The 16,978-nt window shown below is 36.4% G+C and carries 11 protein-coding genes; 9 read left to right on the top strand and 2 right to left on the bottom strand.

The genetic code is table 11. From position 1 onward, the window contains the following. Window positions 1-97: 97 nt before the first annotated feature. Window positions 98-1,216, bottom strand: a complete 1,119-nt coding sequence (locus ACQY44_RS22485) for a taurine catabolism dioxygenase TauD (RefSeq protein WP_428232512.1) — start codon at window positions 1,214-1,216, stop codon at window positions 98-100. A 270-nt stretch (window positions 1,217-1,486) separates the two neighbouring features. Between ACQY44_RS22485 and ACQY44_RS22480 the strand changes: the two genes are divergently transcribed. From ACQY44_RS22480 to ACQY44_RS22445, 8 genes are all read left to right on the top strand, one after another. After that, a complete protein-coding gene (locus ACQY44_RS22480; RefSeq protein WP_428232511.1) occupies window positions 1,487-2,119 on the top strand; it encodes a nitroreductase family protein in 633 nt (210 codons plus the stop codon). Window positions 2,120-2,150: 31 nt separating this feature from the next. After that, window positions 2,151-3,671, top strand: coding sequence for a pyridoxal phosphate-dependent decarboxylase family protein (locus ACQY44_RS22475; RefSeq protein ID WP_428232510.1), 1,521 nt, complete (start codon window positions 2,151-2,153; stop codon window positions 3,669-3,671). Then, a complete protein-coding gene (locus ACQY44_RS22470) occupies window positions 3,649-6,090 on the top strand; it encodes a GNAT family N-acetyltransferase (RefSeq protein ID WP_428232509.1) in 2,442 nt (813 codons plus the stop codon). Before ACQY44_RS22475 ends, ACQY44_RS22470 begins: the two co-directional genes overlap by 23 nt. 17 nt (window positions 6,091-6,107) lie before the next feature. Continuing rightward, window positions 6,108-7,457: a lysine N(6)-hydroxylase/L-ornithine N(5)-oxygenase family protein gene (locus ACQY44_RS22465; protein ID WP_428232508.1), complete on the top strand. Its 1,350-nt coding sequence runs from the start codon at window positions 6,108-6,110 to the stop codon at window positions 7,455-7,457. A gap of 22 nt (window positions 7,458-7,479) precedes the next feature. After that, a complete protein-coding gene (locus tag ACQY44_RS22460) occupies window positions 7,480-9,312 on the top strand; it encodes an IucA/IucC family protein (protein ID WP_428232507.1) in 1,833 nt (610 codons plus the stop codon). Next, on the top strand, window positions 9,312-10,718 hold the full coding sequence (locus tag ACQY44_RS22455; protein WP_428232506.1) for an MATE family efflux transporter: 1,407 nt from the start codon (window positions 9,312-9,314) through the stop codon (window positions 10,716-10,718). The genes ACQY44_RS22460 and ACQY44_RS22455 overlap by 1 nt, the downstream gene beginning before the upstream one ends. A 185-nt stretch (window positions 10,719-10,903) precedes the next feature. Beyond that, complete coding sequence (locus ACQY44_RS22450) at window positions 10,904-11,146, top strand: acyl carrier protein (protein ID WP_089351709.1); 243 nt, start codon at window positions 10,904-10,906, stop codon at window positions 11,144-11,146. A 202-nt stretch (window positions 11,147-11,348) separates the two neighbouring features. After that, entirely contained in the window at window positions 11,349-12,737 is a 1,389-nt protein-coding gene (locus tag ACQY44_RS22445; RefSeq protein ID WP_428232505.1) for an AMP-binding protein, read from the top strand. 253 nt (window positions 12,738-12,990) lie between these two features. Here the strand turns inward: ACQY44_RS22445 and ACQY44_RS22440 are convergent, their stop codons facing one another. Continuing rightward, window positions 12,991-15,375 (bottom strand): TonB-dependent receptor, encoded by a 2,385-nt coding sequence (locus ACQY44_RS22440; protein WP_428232504.1) that lies wholly within the window; start codon window positions 15,373-15,375, stop codon window positions 12,991-12,993. 460 nt (window positions 15,376-15,835) lie between these two features. Between ACQY44_RS22440 and ACQY44_RS22435 the strand changes: the two genes are divergently transcribed. Then, window positions 15,836-16,951, top strand: coding sequence for a PepSY-associated TM helix domain-containing protein (locus ACQY44_RS22435; protein WP_428232503.1), 1,116 nt, complete (start codon window positions 15,836-15,838; stop codon window positions 16,949-16,951). Window positions 16,952-16,978: the final 27 nt, after the last annotated feature.

Below are 16,978 nucleotides of genomic sequence, written 5' to 3'. Positions count from 1 at the left end.
ACTCCAAATAGGTCTGCATTTGGAGTTTTTCAATTAAAATTATGGCCAGCTTTCCTTTAAAAAGAAGCAACAGCAACCAATAATACAAGTTTAAATACTATTCGTCCAAATCAAAAATATTCCCCAAATGTTCCTCCATAATAAAGTAAGGATTATCAGTATGGGTAACAGATCTCATATGAATTAAACTGGTTTTACTCATCATTCTGAGCATTTGGCGGCGTTCGCATTTTACAATCTTACCATTCTCTTCCCGTTGTCCTGCCACAAACGCACTTCTTCCGTGCGCGCATAAATGATTATTGACAAAGATCACATCTCCGGAATTCGGAACATATTCGCTGTTTATAAGTTCCTTTGCCTCATTCCAGAATTCAGTCAGATTGTACAGCGCTTCAGGAGTTTGTCCCGCATTTTCATTGAATATTTGTTCCGCTGCATCAAAACGAATAAAAGGCAATTCCCTGTTTCCATATAAAACAGAAGCTGTAGGTCCGGGAGCTGCTTGCTCATCACCATAATTGGCATCTTTTGGACATTGATAAATAGGATCAAACAATTTTTCCATGATGGGATTAACTTCTCCGTGAGAACGAATAGAATACAAAGTAGAGGGAACTCTTTCTTCATTTCTTAAATAGAGAAAGCTTAAAAAATCAGCCTGATTCAATAAAAAAGCATCTTCTGTATGTACATATAAATCCGTCTTCGATCCTGATCCGGTTTGCGTTACAGCCATTTTTTCATCCGGAATCACAGCGTGCAAAAGTCCTCCACCCTTTCTTTGAGCATAATATTGTACCGGTTTGGAAGGAACTGCACCATGAAGAAGCGAACAAATAAATCCGTATTTATTCAGTTTTGCATAATCGGCGCCCTGCCAGTTTGGAGGAGTTGGTCCTAAATCTTCCTGATCTACCTCTAAAAGTCCCTGAAAAACAATTGCCCCATATTGATTCGCTGAAAAATCAGTCCCAAACTGACTCAAAATTCTGCTAATTCGTTCCGGAAGCAATTGAAAAGCGTGAAGGTGCAATGCTGCTATGTATTCTGGGTTTTCATAATGGTTAAATGCCTTTACTAAAAGATTGCCAACATTCGATAAAATATTCCTCTCCTGAGGCGTCACTACTACGATTAAAGGCTTTGTAGGAATTTCAAAACTTAAAATGGTTTCTGCAGGTCTTTCGTCTGCAATAATTGATTGTGATTTCATTTTTTCAATTCGTTTTATAGTTATTAAAAAGATAGGGGTTTTAAAAAACAAATCATTTATAATCAATATTATACAAAAACGCACCAGAAAGACTAAAAGTCAATATGTACGGACATTCGTATAAAATTTTTCAGATTTATTTTTTTTATAAAGATTAATTTATACATTTGCTTGACACTATTCTTATTTGTTCTAAATAATAATTACTTACAAATATATCCGTATTTAATTTAAATAAAAAGAATTTTCTTAGAAAAATTTCCAAAAATTATGAGAATCAAGGACAACCCCAGTAAAATCAAGCAATCAGATTACTCTGATAAACTAAAAAAAATTTCGAAGAATATTCGGAACCGAAGAAGTATCTACGCAAATGAATTTATCAGCAAAGAGCTGCCTGACCAGTTGCTCGAAGAAATATTGGTTAATGCAACCTGGGCCCCTAATCATAAAATGACGGAGCCCTGGCGGTTTATTGTTTTTAAAGGAAAATATCTAAAGGAATATGGAGAATTTATGGCCCATTATTACCAGGATTTCTATTCTGATTTATCTTCTGAACTCCAAAAAGAGAAACTAAATTATCTCAGAAACTATCCGTTAAATGCCGCTTGCCTCATTGGTGTAATCATGGTGCGAAATACCAAAATTGGTCTGCCTGAATGGGAAGAAATTGCGGCTGTATCCTCTGCAGTACAAAACATGGCGCTCACCTGTACTGCCCATAAAATTGGTAGTTACTGGAGTACCAAAGGAGTCGCTGTCGATTATGTGACTCAGTTTGGTCTGGCAGAAAACGAAAAATCATTAGGCCTTTTCTATTTGGGCTATTACCCAAAAGACCTGAAATCTTCTAAAAAGAAACGGACGCCCCTGTCTAAAAAAGTCATTTACCTCGAGTAAATAATAACTAAAACCCCTAAATAATTACTTTATGAATACCACACTAATCAATGAAGAAGTCGCTGACAAAGGACTACTGGCAAATCAGGATTTGTATAAAGACATTTTCCATCAAAATTCCGGTACTGAATATGCCGAAGCTGTAAAACTGGCACAGGAACGCGTTTCGAATTTCTTAAAGAACAATCGCAAACCTTTCAGCGGAATCAGACCTGAGGAAATAAAAACCAAAGTTGAAGCAGTAGATTTTGAATCTCCCCTGCACGATTACGAAAGCCTGCTCGATGAAGTAGACGAATTGTATGTAAATCATGCCACTGCTTATCACCTGCCCGAATACATTGCACACTTAAATTGTCCTGTCGTAATACCGGCTTTGGCAGCAGAAGTGCTCATAAGTGCCATAAACTCATCACAAGATACCTACGATCAAAGTGCCGGCGGAACTTTTATGGAACGAAAACTTATCGACTGGACAAGTGAACAAATTGGATACACAAAAGGCGACGGAATTTTTACTGCCGGAGGTTCCCAAAGTAATTTAATGGGATTGCTTTTGGCCAGAGATTATTATTCTTTAGAATATCAAAAATGGAACATCAAATTGAATGGTTTGCCTGCTGATGCCTCTAAGTTCAGAGTTTTTGTTTCTGACAAAGCACATTTTAGCAATCATAAAAATGCCTGGATTCTGGGTCTTGGAGAACAAGCTATCGTACATGTTGGTGTCGATCAAAGATACCGCATGGATCCTGAACAACTGGAAAAAGCCATTACTCAGGAAATTGAAAAAGGGAATATTCCAATCGCTATTACTGCTACTGCAGGAACGACAGATTTTGGAAATGTCGATCCGCTAAAAGCGATAGCAACTATTGCCGGACGTCATAATTTATGGCTTCATGTCGATGCCGCTTATGGTTGCGGATTGTTATTGACAGACCAACACAGACATCTTTTAAACGGGATCGAGCTGGCTGATTCAGTAACGATCGATTACCATAAATCCTTTTTCCAGCCCATAAGCAGCAGCGCTTTTATTGTAAAAAACAAACTTCACCTGAATATCATCAAGCACCACGCTGATTATTTAAATCCAAAAGAACAGAACTACGAGGCACTTCCTGCTCAAATCAACAAATCAATTATACAAAGTACGCGTCGTTTTGATGCCTTAAAACTGTGGTGTACCCTTCGCTATATGGGGAAAGAAAGATTAGGACAATTTACGGATACCATCATAGAAACCACTCAAAAAACAGCCGTATATCTTGAAGCTGATGAAAACTTTGAACTTTTATGCCACTCGGATATGGGCGTTCTTGTTTTCAGATATCTTGATGGTCCGGCTGAATCTAATTCCTGTGAAGTCAATCAATACATCAAGGAAAAGCTCTTTTTTAGTGGAGAAGTTTTAGTCGCCAGCACTAAGGTAAATGGAAAATTCTACCTGAAGTTCACCATTTTTAATCCGCTTACCACCCTAAATGACATCAAAAACATACTTAACCTTATAAAACAAAATGGAGATGAATACCACAGACTTAACTAATTTTCGCCAGCTGGCAGAACAGGTAAATTTTAAATCCCTGCTGAATTGTTATTGCAGAGAATTTAGCAATTGGAGCCGTTACGAAGGCATTCCGAAATACGACCAAACCCTGGCTGATTTTATGCAGACTATCGACCACAGCTCCTTTCTTAGGTTTGATTTTACCACTATTGGTAAGGAAGTTTTTGCACCACTGACTTACTTTTCTGAAAGTGGCGTTCATTCGTTTAGCTTTCCGGTTGTATCGCGAACTATTGCAACTGATGTCTTTAAAGAAATAAGTCCAGTCGAATTTCTTGAACTTATCAGCGTATATGCCAAAACAGATTATCCTGATATTGAGGCACTTCCTACGCAAAAACGTATGAAAAACAGCATAGAAAATCTGGTGCTTTATCTTGAACATTATAAAAATAGCGATCAGACAGCGAATAAACCTGAACAAACCTTTATAGAATCTGAACAATCCCTGATTTTAGGACATACCGTTCATCCGTTGCCGAAAAGCAGAGAAGGTTTTACCAAAGAAGAACTGCTGCAATATTCTCCTGAAACCGGTGGTAAATTCGGTTTACATTTTTTTCTCGTTCATCCTGAAAATGTAATAGAAAAAAGTGCCGAAGAATATCTCATTACAGCCCATTTGCGTGAAGAAATCTCGAAATATGCGGATGAACATACTAAAGAATTATTGGATTTTTATTCCAATTACAAAGTTGTTCCAACTCATCCTTGGGAAGCCAATTATTTATTAGAACAGGCATCAGTAAAAGAAATGCAATCGAAACAGCTTCTTTTTAGTCTGGGTCAGTTTGGTCCTTCTTATACAGCTACTTCATCTGTCCGCACGGTTTATAATGAAGAAAGTGAGTGGATGTACAAATTCTCCTTGCATGTTAAAATTACCAATTCGTTCCGTGTCAATTATCTGCATGAATTAAACCGTGGTTATGATGCGGCGCAACTCATGAAAACAGATTGGGGAAAAGACATTCAAAAAGAATATCCTCAAATAAAGCTTATTACTGATCCTGCTTTTATTGTGGTTATTTATGACGACAAAATCATTGATGGTTTCAGTACAAGCGTGCGTCAAAACCCTTTTCATGGTGCCAATTCGAGAAAAAATGTAACGATGGTCGCTTCTCTTTGTCAGGATGGTGTTTTGGGCGAATCACCAAGAATCCTCAATCTGATCAATGAAGCAGCCAAAAGACAAGATGCTTCTGTAACTGATACTACCCTTTCCTGGTTCAGACAATATCTGAATATTACCATAACTCCTTTGGTTGGTATTTTTAATAAATACGGATTTGGATCTGAGTTTCATCAGCAGAACATGCTGGTGGAATTTGATGAAGATCTTTTTCCGTCAAAACTTTATTTTAGGGACAATCAGGGTTATTTTTTCCGTCAGGGAAAAGTCGAAGAACTGGAACGTTTGATTCCTGATTTTGGTAAAGAAAGCAGATCGTTTATTGCAGAAAGCAGAATCATTGACTTTTGGGGATATTATCTCCTGGTAAATCACTTGTTTGGAGTCGTAAATGTTCTGGGGAAAAACAAACTCGCTGACGAAACTACGCTTCTGAACCTGATCTACGAAGCTTTGAAAAAAGAAGAAGAACTGGATACTACAGGTTTGGTTGCGCATTTTACTACAAGTACCAAATTGGTCGTAAAAGCAAATCTGTTGACGAGTTTAAACAACATGGATGAAGCTAGTGCACCAAGAACCAATCCTGCGGTTTACAAAAAGTATCCAAATCCTTTAAACAAACACTTCTTCTCTAAAAAACTAATTAATCCAAAGGAAAACACTACTGCTTTCAGCCGTTTTTTTGAAAAAGAAAATGTAACGATCACCTTGCGTCCGGTCGATATTGATAAAGATCTGGAAATGCTTCATGAGTGGTTTCACCGTGAACATGCACTGAAAATATGGCAAATGAACTGGCCAATTCGTGAGTTAGAAGCCTATTACAGAATGCTGCTTCCGGGAGATCATTCGCACAGTTACATCGGAGAAGCAAATGACGCACCAACTTTTAATATCGAAGTCTATTGGGCAAGCCGTGATATTGTTGGCGATTATTATGATGTTTTACCCTCTGATTATGGAACCCATCAATTTATTGCACCAACCGATCCTAAATTAAAATACGGTTCACCGGCTACACAATCTATGATGGATTTTGTACTGGGAGAACCAAAAGTGGGTAAAATGGTTGGCGAAGGTGCTGTAGATTCTATTGCTTCTATGATGAATAAAGCCCACGTAGGTTTTAAAATCGAAAAAGTAATCGAAATGCCACACAAAAAAGCCAATCTGAACTTTTGCTACAGAGAATGGTATTGGGCAAAATTTCCTGCTGCCAAAGATTTTCAAAACAGTGTAGTTTCAGCACCTCAGGTTTAATTTATAAAAAAACAAAAATGAATACAGAAAAAATATATTCAGTAATTGGGATCGGGATTGGTCCTTTTAACCTTGGACTTGCTGCTCTTATAGAACCCGTTGAAGATTTATCGGCATTGTTTTTTGATCAGGCAGAAAGCTTTGACTGGCATCCGGGCCTTATGCTGAATAACGCAACGCTTCAGGTTCCGTTTTTAGGAGATTTAGTCACAATGGCTGATCCAACAAACAAATACAGTTTTCTAAATTACATCAAACAAAGCGGAAGATTGTATAAATTTTATATTCGTGAAAACTTCTTTATTTACAGAAGGGAATACAATGAATATTGTAAATGGGTGGCTTCGCAATTGCCAAATTGTAAATTCTCTCATAAAGTAGTTTCCATAGATCATGTCGATGGTGTTTATAAAATTATGGTGATCAACACTCAGACTTGTATAACGGCAACTTATTATGCACATAAAATTGTTTTAGGAACAGGAACTTCTCCGCATCTTCCTGACTTTATTGATTCGGAATTTCCTAATGTGATTCATGCTTCCAAATACCTGAATTTCAAATCCCGTATTCCAAAAAATGCATCGGTAACGATAATAGGCTCAGGCCAAAGTGCAGCAGAAGTATTTCGTGACCTTTTACCGTCTACTGAAAACGGATTGCAGTTAAAATGGTTTACCCGTTCGTCTCATTTTTTTCCTTTAGACAATAAATCAAAACTAACACTGGAATTAACTTCTCCGGAATATGTAGATCATTTTCATAGTCTTTCTGAAGAAAAACGAAAACAGCTTTTGGCCCGACAACACGGACTTTATAAAGGTATTGATCAGGAACTGATTAACGAGATCTTTGATAGCTTGTATGAAATGAGCTTAGAAGATACTCCGCTAAATGTTGAGCTCCGTTCGAACATGCGCCTGACTTCTGTGGATGAAGAAACGGATGGTTCTTATCATCTGGATTTTATCCACACCGAACTTGATCTGCCTTATGACGATCAAAGCGATTATGTAATTCTGGCAACAGGTTACAAATACAAAGAACCGGGAATTTTATCCGGAATTGAAAGCAGAATCAATCGTCTGGAAAATGGTTTGTTTAATGTACACCGCAATTACACCATCGACAAAAATGGTACGGATATTTTTGTTCAGAATGCGGAACTGCACACACATGGTCTTTCTACTCCTGACTTAGGAATGGGCGCTTACAGAAATTCCTGGATCATTAATCAACTTGCGAATCGTGAAGTTTATAAGGTCGAAAAAAGAATTGCTTTTCAACAATTTGGTGTGCAAAAAGCAACTACGGAATATACACCGGAAAATGTTATGGAATTCATAAACGAGCAAATAAACAATTAGATCTTAATAAAATACCACTAGAATGATAACCCCGGAAAACACATTCAAAGACGCACAACATCTCAACGCCGTTACCTGGGATCAGGTCAATCGAAACCTGCTCGCTAAAAGCATCGCAGAATTGATGCGCGAAGATGTCGCAAAACCACAAATAATCAGTAAAGAAGAAGATGGACTAACCCATTTTATCTTAGATACAGACAAAGAGAATATTTATTATAGTTTTTCTGCTTATCCCAGATTTCTGAATTACTGGCATATTGTCAAAGAAAGTATTCATAAAATTGAAGATGAATTGAAATCAGATCGTATTGATGTCCCTAATTTCTTTATTGAACTTCAGGAAACTTTTGGGATCAACTCTTTTACCCTCGCCCATTATATCGAAGAGTTGCTGCATACTTTATATGCCGATGCTTTTATTCATTCAAAACGTCGTTTGTCTGCAGCAAAATTAGCCGATGCTGATTTTCAAACCATAGAACATAGTCTCGACGGTCATCCGTGGGTCATTGTAAACAAAGGACGAATTGGTTTTGACTCAGAAGACTATCAGAACTATACTCCTGAATCCGGTCAAACAACCCGATTAGTATGGGTTGCCGCTCATAAAAAAAGAGCTGCTTTACGATTACAAACGGATATGAATGAGCAATCTTTTTATGAGAATGAAATTGGTAAAGAAAAGGTGGCGGAACTAAAAAAGAAATTAATAGAATCGAAGGTAAATCCGGACGATTATATTTTTATTCCCGTGCATTTATGGCAATGGCAGAATAAACTGGTGATGCAATTTGCTAATGATATTGCATCCAAACATCTTATTCCGTTAGAATTAACAGAAGACATTTACAGTCCGCAACAAAGTATACGTACCTTTTTTAATCAGAGCAAACCTAAGAAACATTATGTAAAAACGTCCATGTCGATCTTAAATACAAGTCATATTAGAGGTTTGTGTCCAAGACAATTATCCATCGCGCCACGTCTTACCGGATATCTGAAAGACATCCTTAAAAAAGACGTTCACCTGCAAAAAATGGAAGTCGTGCTTTTGGGTGAGATGGTTTCAGTTACCTACAGGCATCCTGATTACAGTAAAATTGTAAACCCACCTTATCAGTACAATGAATACCTGGGAGCCATGTGGCGCGAAAGTCCTGTTAATTTTCTAAAACACGGAGAGAATTTAATGACTATGGCGGCATTATTATATGTCGACGATCATGGCAAAAGCCTTGTTGAAGAACTGATAGAAAAATCAGGCTTTTCTAAAGAGCAATGGTTAAAGGAGTATATGAGGGCCTATCTTAAGCCTGTGCTTCAAATCTATTACCAACATTCTTTATGTATTGATCCGCACGGACAAAATGTAATTCTTATTCTCAAAGATTACATTCCAATACGTATCGCTTTACAGGACTTTGTTGGAGATATTTTGATCAATGAAGAAGGAAAGAAAAAATTGCCACAGGAATTTATCGAAAACATGTTCGTGGCCTCTCCTAATCCTGAGAATGCACCGTTAACCATCCTTATTGCAGTATTTGATGCTTTTTTCAGATACCTCAGCGATGTACTGATTACAACGGCCAGCTATTCTGAAGCTTCTTTCTGGAATTGCGTTCATGATATTATTTTAGAATATCAGCAAGAACATCCGGAACTACAGGATATGTTCGACAAATACAATTTATTTATTCCTGAATTTAAACGTCTTATTTTCAATAGCCGACGTTTATACAATGGTTATGAAGAAACGGCCGGTTTCCCGCACATGAAAAAAAGCGGTTTTATTCCGAATCCGCTGCATCAATTGGTTCATGAAGAAGTACTAACCGTAAAAGAAAACTAATGAAAGAGGCTATTTTCAAAACACGTTCTTTCTTTGGTCTTCTAAGACGTTCGCTGGCAGGAACCGAAAGTAATTTTACTTCCGGAAGTATCAATAAAACCATTATTTTACTCTCTGTGCCCATGGTTGCAGAACTCTTAATGGAATCACTATTTGTGTGTTCAAATCTTTTCTTTGTGAGCCGATTGGGAACAAATGCTATTTCTATCGCAGGAGCTACAACCACATTTATTACCTTTTGTTATTCGGTTTCAATAGGTTTGGGAATTGCAGCATCAGCGATGATTTCCAGAAGAATTGGCGAGAAAAAGTTCAAAGCTGCGGGACAAACTGCCATGCAGGTTATTTATGTCACAACGCCAATTGCAGCTATAATAAGTGTTGTATGTTCGATTTGGACAACTGATATTATGAGTTCCATGGGACTTTCTGATGCCATGGTTCAGGAAGGAACAGCTTACGGAATCGTCATGTTTGCTTCCAGCGGATTTCTAATCCTGCGTATTGTAATCAACGGAATCTTTCGTGGAGCCGGAGATGCTTCGACTGCTATGAGGATCCTTTGGCTTTCGAATGCCCTGAATATTATTTTGTGCCCGATATTCATTTTTGGCTGGGGTCCTATTCCGGCTTACGGTTTACTGGGAGTAGGATTAGCCACACTGGTCGCCAGAGTTATTGGAGTATTGTATCAGGCATGGTATCTGGTAAGAGCAAAAACGGTACTGAAAATTGGGATGGCACAATTATTATTCAATCTCGCCATTTTCAAAAGAATAGTAAAACTCGCTTTTGGAGGAACGGTACAATTTATTATTCCTGCTTCAAGTTGGGTGTTCATGATCAAAATTATGTCTCATTTTGGACCTAATGCTTTGGCAGGATATATTTTAGCACAAAGAGTTACTTCTATTGCGACAATGCCGGCCTGGGGCCTTGGAAATGCTGCCGGAATTTTAACCGGGCAAAACCTTGGAGCCAAGCAACCGGAAAGAGCCGAAAAATCAGTTTGGAGAGCCGGAATGCTGAATATGGGATTTTTAGTTATAATTGGAATCTGTTGGATTTTTCTTGCTGTTCCGGTCGTAAAAATCTTTACGGATATTCCGGAAGTAATTTCCTTTAGTACAAGATATATCCATTTTATTTCGATGGCCTATATTCTTTTGGGATATACCATGGTTATATCAAGAGCGCTGAATGCTGCGGGAGAAGTCAAAGTCGTAACCTGGCTTTACATTTTAATGTTTTATATCGTTCAGATTCCTCTTGCCTATGCCTTGGGGATTTCGCTTGAATTTGGATCAAATGGCGTTTTTTCCGCCATCCTTATTTCAGAAATTGTATTAGCAGTTGCCTGTATCATTGTCTTTAGAAAAGGAAAATGGAAACATACCAAGGTCTAATAAAAGTAGTAACTCCTAATAGCTATCGGGATAACGAATTTAAAAAGTTTTTTGTTGCACGCAGATTTTGGCAGATTAAATTCGAGATAATCATCTATACCCATCTGCTTCAATCTTTTTAAAATCTGCGAGAAAAAAATTACCACAGTTAAAAAAATATCAATTTAATTTAAAATAATAGAAAAATGAGTACAATAGAACAATTACACGGAGTATTTGCAAGGGCTTTTGAAATTCCTGTTGAAGCGGTAAATGACGAATTAGAATATCAGGCTATAGCCGAATGGGATTCTATGAGCCACTTGGTTTTAGTAGAAGAACTGGAAAGCACGTATAACATCTCTATCGAAATGGAAGATATTCTGGAAATGGGAAGTGTAACGAAAATAAAGGACATCCTTAAAAAATACGGATTCGAAATTAATTAAAAAAAACGTTAGGTGTAATTATTTTTAATACATAGAAACATAGCTTTTGCGAACCTAAAAGTACTCGTTTTACTTGTTTATACACGCATCGCTATGTGCGAGAAACCAGTATATTTTTGCACTCTTTTGTTCTAAATAAATTTTATGTTTCTATGTATTATTTTTTTTAGTAATTACAACAGATTAAACCAGACCTCAACCTATGGAATTATACGACTTAATCAGAAAAAATGAAAAACTGACCTTTACGGATTCCAGTACCGGACTTTCAAAATCTATTGCAGAAATGCATCAGTCTCTGGAAATTGAAAACCTGCGTTCTGTAGTGTTTATCTATAATGACAATCAGTTGCTGGCAATTGAAACATTACTTAACTTTTATCAAAGCAGGTATACCATTGCTTTATTAGGAATGGGTTTGCTGGAAGATTTTAAGGAGAATTTAGAACAAAAATATACCCCTTATTACATTTATGATCCTGCCAGAACTGCCATAGAAGGTTACGTTGCTGTAAAGGCCTCAGAAACTATTGTATTGTTTAAAAGAAATGTGAATTTAATTTATCCGATACATGCCAAAACAAAGCTTTTATTAAGTACTTCCGGAACTACGGGATCGCCAAAATTCGTAAGGCTTTCTGATGAAAATCTGGTTCAGAATGCAAAGTCGATTATGGAATATATGCCTATTCGAGCGGACGATGTTGTACCTCTAAATGTGCCCGTTAATTTTGTGTACGGCCTATCTATTTTTACGACGAATTGTATCAAAGCGACTCAAATTGTTTGCACAGATAAAGATGCTTTCCAGAAAGAATTTTGGAGTGATTTTAAGAAATACGGTTATGCTACTTTGGGGGGAGTTCCTTATTTTTATGAGATGTTATACAGTATCGGATTTTTTAAAAAAGATCATCCTTCACTACGCTATCTTACACATACCGGAGGAATGCTGAATCATAAACTGATCGAAGCCATTTCAGATTTCAGTCAAAAATTCGGAAAACAGTTCTTCGCACAATACGGTCAAACCGAAGCTTGCGGACGTATGGCGTACCTGCCCCCTAAAGATCTTTTGAGAAAAGGAACATCGATTGGTTTGCCAGTCAAAAACGGGAGATTTGAGATCGATAATGAAACAGATGAACTCATTTATATTGGGCCAAATGTATTTGGAGGCTATGCGAATATCAGATCCGATCTTCAGTTTTTTGAGCAAGAAGAAAAACTCCATACAGGAGATAAAGCCAGAATAGACGATGAGGGGTATTACTATATTGTAGGCCGAATAAAACGAATTGTAAAATTATTTGGTGTGCGGCTCAATCTAGATGAAACGGAGCTCTTGTTGAAGGATGCTTTGGGCGGACAAACTTTTATTTGTTTAGGAATAAACGATAAACATTTGGCTGTTATGTACACAGATCAAAATTTAAATAAAGAATTAATTCTGAAAGTCTTAAAAGCAAAACTGAATCTTCATGCCAATTCTTTAAAAGTTATGCCTATAGAAGATGTGCCGCTTACCCCAAACGGAAAAGTGAATTATCCTTTACTCAAGGAATGGCTTGAAATGGAAAGTTACGCTTAGAAAAAAGTCTCAGTTTCAGTTTTCATTCTCAATGCAATTTTGCATCCGGACTGGAAACTGAAACTGAATTTTTCCCACATTTTACAGAAATGACAAGATCGCGGTTATAATTACAAAGTCTGGATAAAAATCATTTTAATCCTTAATAATCTGTGGCAAAAAAAGAAAGCTTTTAAAATAAAAAAAGGTTCCTGACAAAAAAGATTGCCAGAAACCTCCAATAAAAAAACAAAAAATATTTTATATGATATTTTTAGAAACTATAGCCAAGAGCCAGATTGAATCTTGAACCATTTCCTCTTGTATAATTAGCATTAGTACCATAAAACTGAGAAGTTGTAGTGTAGTAATCTGTATTTAATAAGTTTTCGATTCCAAGTTTTACCCTGATTTGCTCCGTAACCCTGTAAGCCGTAGCCAGATTCCATAAATTAAAAGAATGAATTGGACCTTCACCAATAGCATAAGCTCCTTTGGCATTGGGTTGAAAAACATCACGATCACCAACCATCATCCAATATAATTCTACGTTTAATCTCTTATCTCCATATTTGGCATAACCAGTTACTTTAGATGGTGGGATTCTGTTTGATTTTAAATAAATATCAGTAGGTCCGTAGAAATGTCCGTCAGAATCCTTATCACCTCTACCTTGTACATAAGCGTAGTTTCCTCCCACTGTCAATTGTTTGATAATTTGATAATCGGCCTGAACTTCATATCCCCAAACTCTTTCCGGTAAACGTTCTGCTACCAGATAGCCATCGACCTGCACCAGGTTTGTTCCTAATTTTGAAGTACTGAAATAATAGGACGCACTCAAATTAAATTTTCCTAACTGACTGCTAAAACCTCCTTCATAATTGTTTACGATAATAGGTTTGGTTTGTAGTTTAGATACTGCATCTTCTTTGGCATTGGTAAGCACACGACCAAGATCAAAGACTGAGAAAGACTGAGAGAAACTTACAAAAGGATTAAAGAATTTAAATCTTGAATATCTAAGACCCGTATTAAAAACAAAGGCGTCATAAGTAAGGTCACCGCCTTTTACAGCAATACTTCCTGCTCCGTTTGCACCTGTCGCAAGTGTGTTGTAATCGTCGATATTTATTTTAATATTTTCTATTCGTAAACCTGCCTTTACATTAAAATCGCTAAAAATTTGCGTAGACAATTGTGCGTAAGGCGCCAGATTGACCATATTGATATTGGGAACCCAAACCCGGCCATCCACCAGTTTTTGATTGGTTTTGTCATTCAATAAATCAAAACCATACGTAACGTCACCACTAAAATTTGAAGAAACTGTAAATGGCGTATTCAAATACACTCTCAGACCTTTTTTAGCAGAAGCTGTTTGAGATTGTCCGCTTCCGTAGAAAAACGCGGAGTTAGAAAATATCGTAAGGAAATCCTGAAAATATAAGTTGGCGGTTAATGACGTATTCCCGAAAATTTCTTTGTTTACATATTGAAGGTTTGCATTGTGATTGTAACGCGTTCCTTCGTCTACTCCCGGTCTGTTTCCTAAAACTCCAATTGCAGGACTTACCCCATATACCCCATTTTTAAGTATAAAATCAGAATCCTGGTTCGAACTGAAATAGTTGTACATCAATTCTATTCTTTGCATGTCTGTTAGGTTATACCCTGCTTTAGTGAAAATATTATACGTTTTAGTTTCTCCTAATCCGTATTCCGGTGAAATAACTTCTCCTTCGCCATCACGAAAAACACCTGTTTTTTCATAAGTACCACCAACGATATAATTGAATTTGTTGATCTTTCCGTAAAATTGTTGGTTGAACCTGTATCCTGCCGTACTGTCTCCTTTTATATTTCCTGTAGTTCCTCCTTCGCTGTATCCGGCAAATTTCTTTTCCGTCTTACCTGATTTCGTGATATAATTGATCAATCCACCATCAGCCCCATTACCGTAAATTGCTGTTGCGCCTTTGATCACTTCGATGCGTTCAATTACTGAAGGATCGATAGAACGCATTTCTCTTCCTGCAGATTTCAATGGAGTTGATTGCGGAATTCCGTCAATAAGGACCAAAGGATTTCTACCACGAAGTGTTTGTCCGTAATTACCAGTATTATTGGTTGCTGATCCTAAACCCGGAACCGCATAAGCTACGATATTAGCGATATTTGGACTCACAATCGATAAATCTTCGATATCCCTGGCATTGATTACCGTTACAGAAGAAGGTGTTTTGGATAAAGTTTCTACTTTTCTACTTGCCGAAACTATAATCTCATCCAGCTGATCACCGCTATTATCTGAAGCTTCTTCTTTTCCTGAAAATTTCAATTGCAGCTTTACATCTGCTGCTTCATTATTGACAACAGTAACTTCTTGTTGGATGCTTTCATAACCTGGTAAAGACGCCTGCAAAGTATAGTTGTTTTCGGCTACTTTGTTTAATTTAAAACTACCATCGTTGTTCGTACTTGTTTTATATTTTGAATTTTTAAGAATAATGGTTACTCCTGAAGCTGATTTTCCATCAGAAGTTGTGATTTGTCCTTTTATTTTTCCGCTGGTTTGTTGTGCAAAAGAAGAAAAGACTGAAAATAAAAAGCTAATAATAAATAAAAACTTTGATGTCTTTAAATTAAGATATTTCATTGATTTTTAAATTTGGTTAGTAATTTATTCTTATTTAGAATTAATAAAAACAACACAAAAGTAAAAATTAATAATCGTTTAACAAGTACTATTTCTATTTATTCTATTGTATTATTATTTAGAAACTCTCTATTGCACGTTAAATCAAGTTGATTTTCCTTTTTTAAAGTATAATCAACTGTAAGCTTTATTCTTTTAAAATTGTGAATACAAAGGAGCATCAATAAAATTAACAGGTAAAATACCTTTAAAAAAAGATGCTTTATTATGATCTAATACTAAAACTCTGAATGTTTCTTTTTAAATAAAAAAAGAACATTTTTTTTAGAAGATACTGTATATTCAGTCTAAATAAGTATAAATTTGTGCCAGAATTTTAGAAGCGCCCCAACTCTATTGTAATAATAACAAAATCAATTTGCCGGAGCTACTTTACAACGGATTACAGAAAGCAGTATATATGAAGAAAGGATTTAAAAAAAATATTGGCCTATTGCATTTATGGCTTGGTCTTGGTTCCGGTTTAATTGTTTTTATCGCTGCATTGACAGGTAGTATTCTGGTTTTCGAGAAAGAAATAGATGGCGCTATATATCCTGAATATTACAATGTTGCAACAATAGGAAAAACTAAAAAAACAATTGATTACTGTACGACTATTCTACAGAAGCAATATTCGATAAAAAAAATTACCCGTATTTATACTTTTAATGATCCTTCTCGCACGATGCAAATTTTAGCAAAGGATTCAGATAAAAAGGCACAATTTTTTTCTATCGATCCTTACACAGGTAAAGTTCTGGCAACAACGCCACAAGAAAGCAGATTTTTTGTTGTTGTTCTTTCCCTACACAGGCAATTGTTAATGGGTGATGCTGGAAAAATTATCATGGGATCTTCTTGTTTGATCTTTGCTTTTATGCTTGTTTCCGGTATCGTATTGTGGTGGCCAAAAAAGATAAAAAACTTAAAACAAAGATTAACAGTAAAATGGGATGCTTCTTTTAAAAGAGTCAATTGGGATTTTCATTCGACTTTTGGCTTTTACAGTTTCCTGATTTTATTGGTTATTTCCCTAACCGGATTATCCTTTGCTTTTGACTGGTTTCAGAATGGAGTTTATTTTCTGGCTGATGGCACCACAAAGAGGCCTTCTGCAAAAGTAAAAAATCCAACAAAAATTGATCCAAAGCTCAACAATACCGCTTTTTATCAAAGCATCTACAATAAAGCCGACAGCATTTTTCCCTATACAGGAAACATTCAAATCAGGATGCCGATTGATACGATCAACAGTATTACGGTACTCAAAGAAAACATAGAAAAAACGATTCCAAATCAATCCAGCGCTGCTTATTTTGATAAATATACTGCAGAAGAAATTGAAGCAAGACCTTACGAATCCTTTTCTGTCGGAGATAAAATAAAACGCCTTAATTATCCTGTGCACACCGGAAGTATTTACGGTCTTCCCACTAAAATAGTCGCCTTTTTGGTTGCTCTTTTTGCAGCAACATTGCCCATTACAGGATTATTAATTTGGTTGGGGAAAAAGAAAAAAAAGAAAAAACATTAGTTCAATAATAAGCACATCACTCTTTTA

It is taken from the genome of Flavobacterium sp. (assembly GCF_965277525.1).
Lineage (GTDB): Bacteria > Bacteroidota > Bacteroidia > Flavobacteriales > Flavobacteriaceae > Flavobacterium.
Note: the sequence above shows the minus strand (reverse complement) of the source record. Positions and strands in the feature narration are given on the sequence as shown.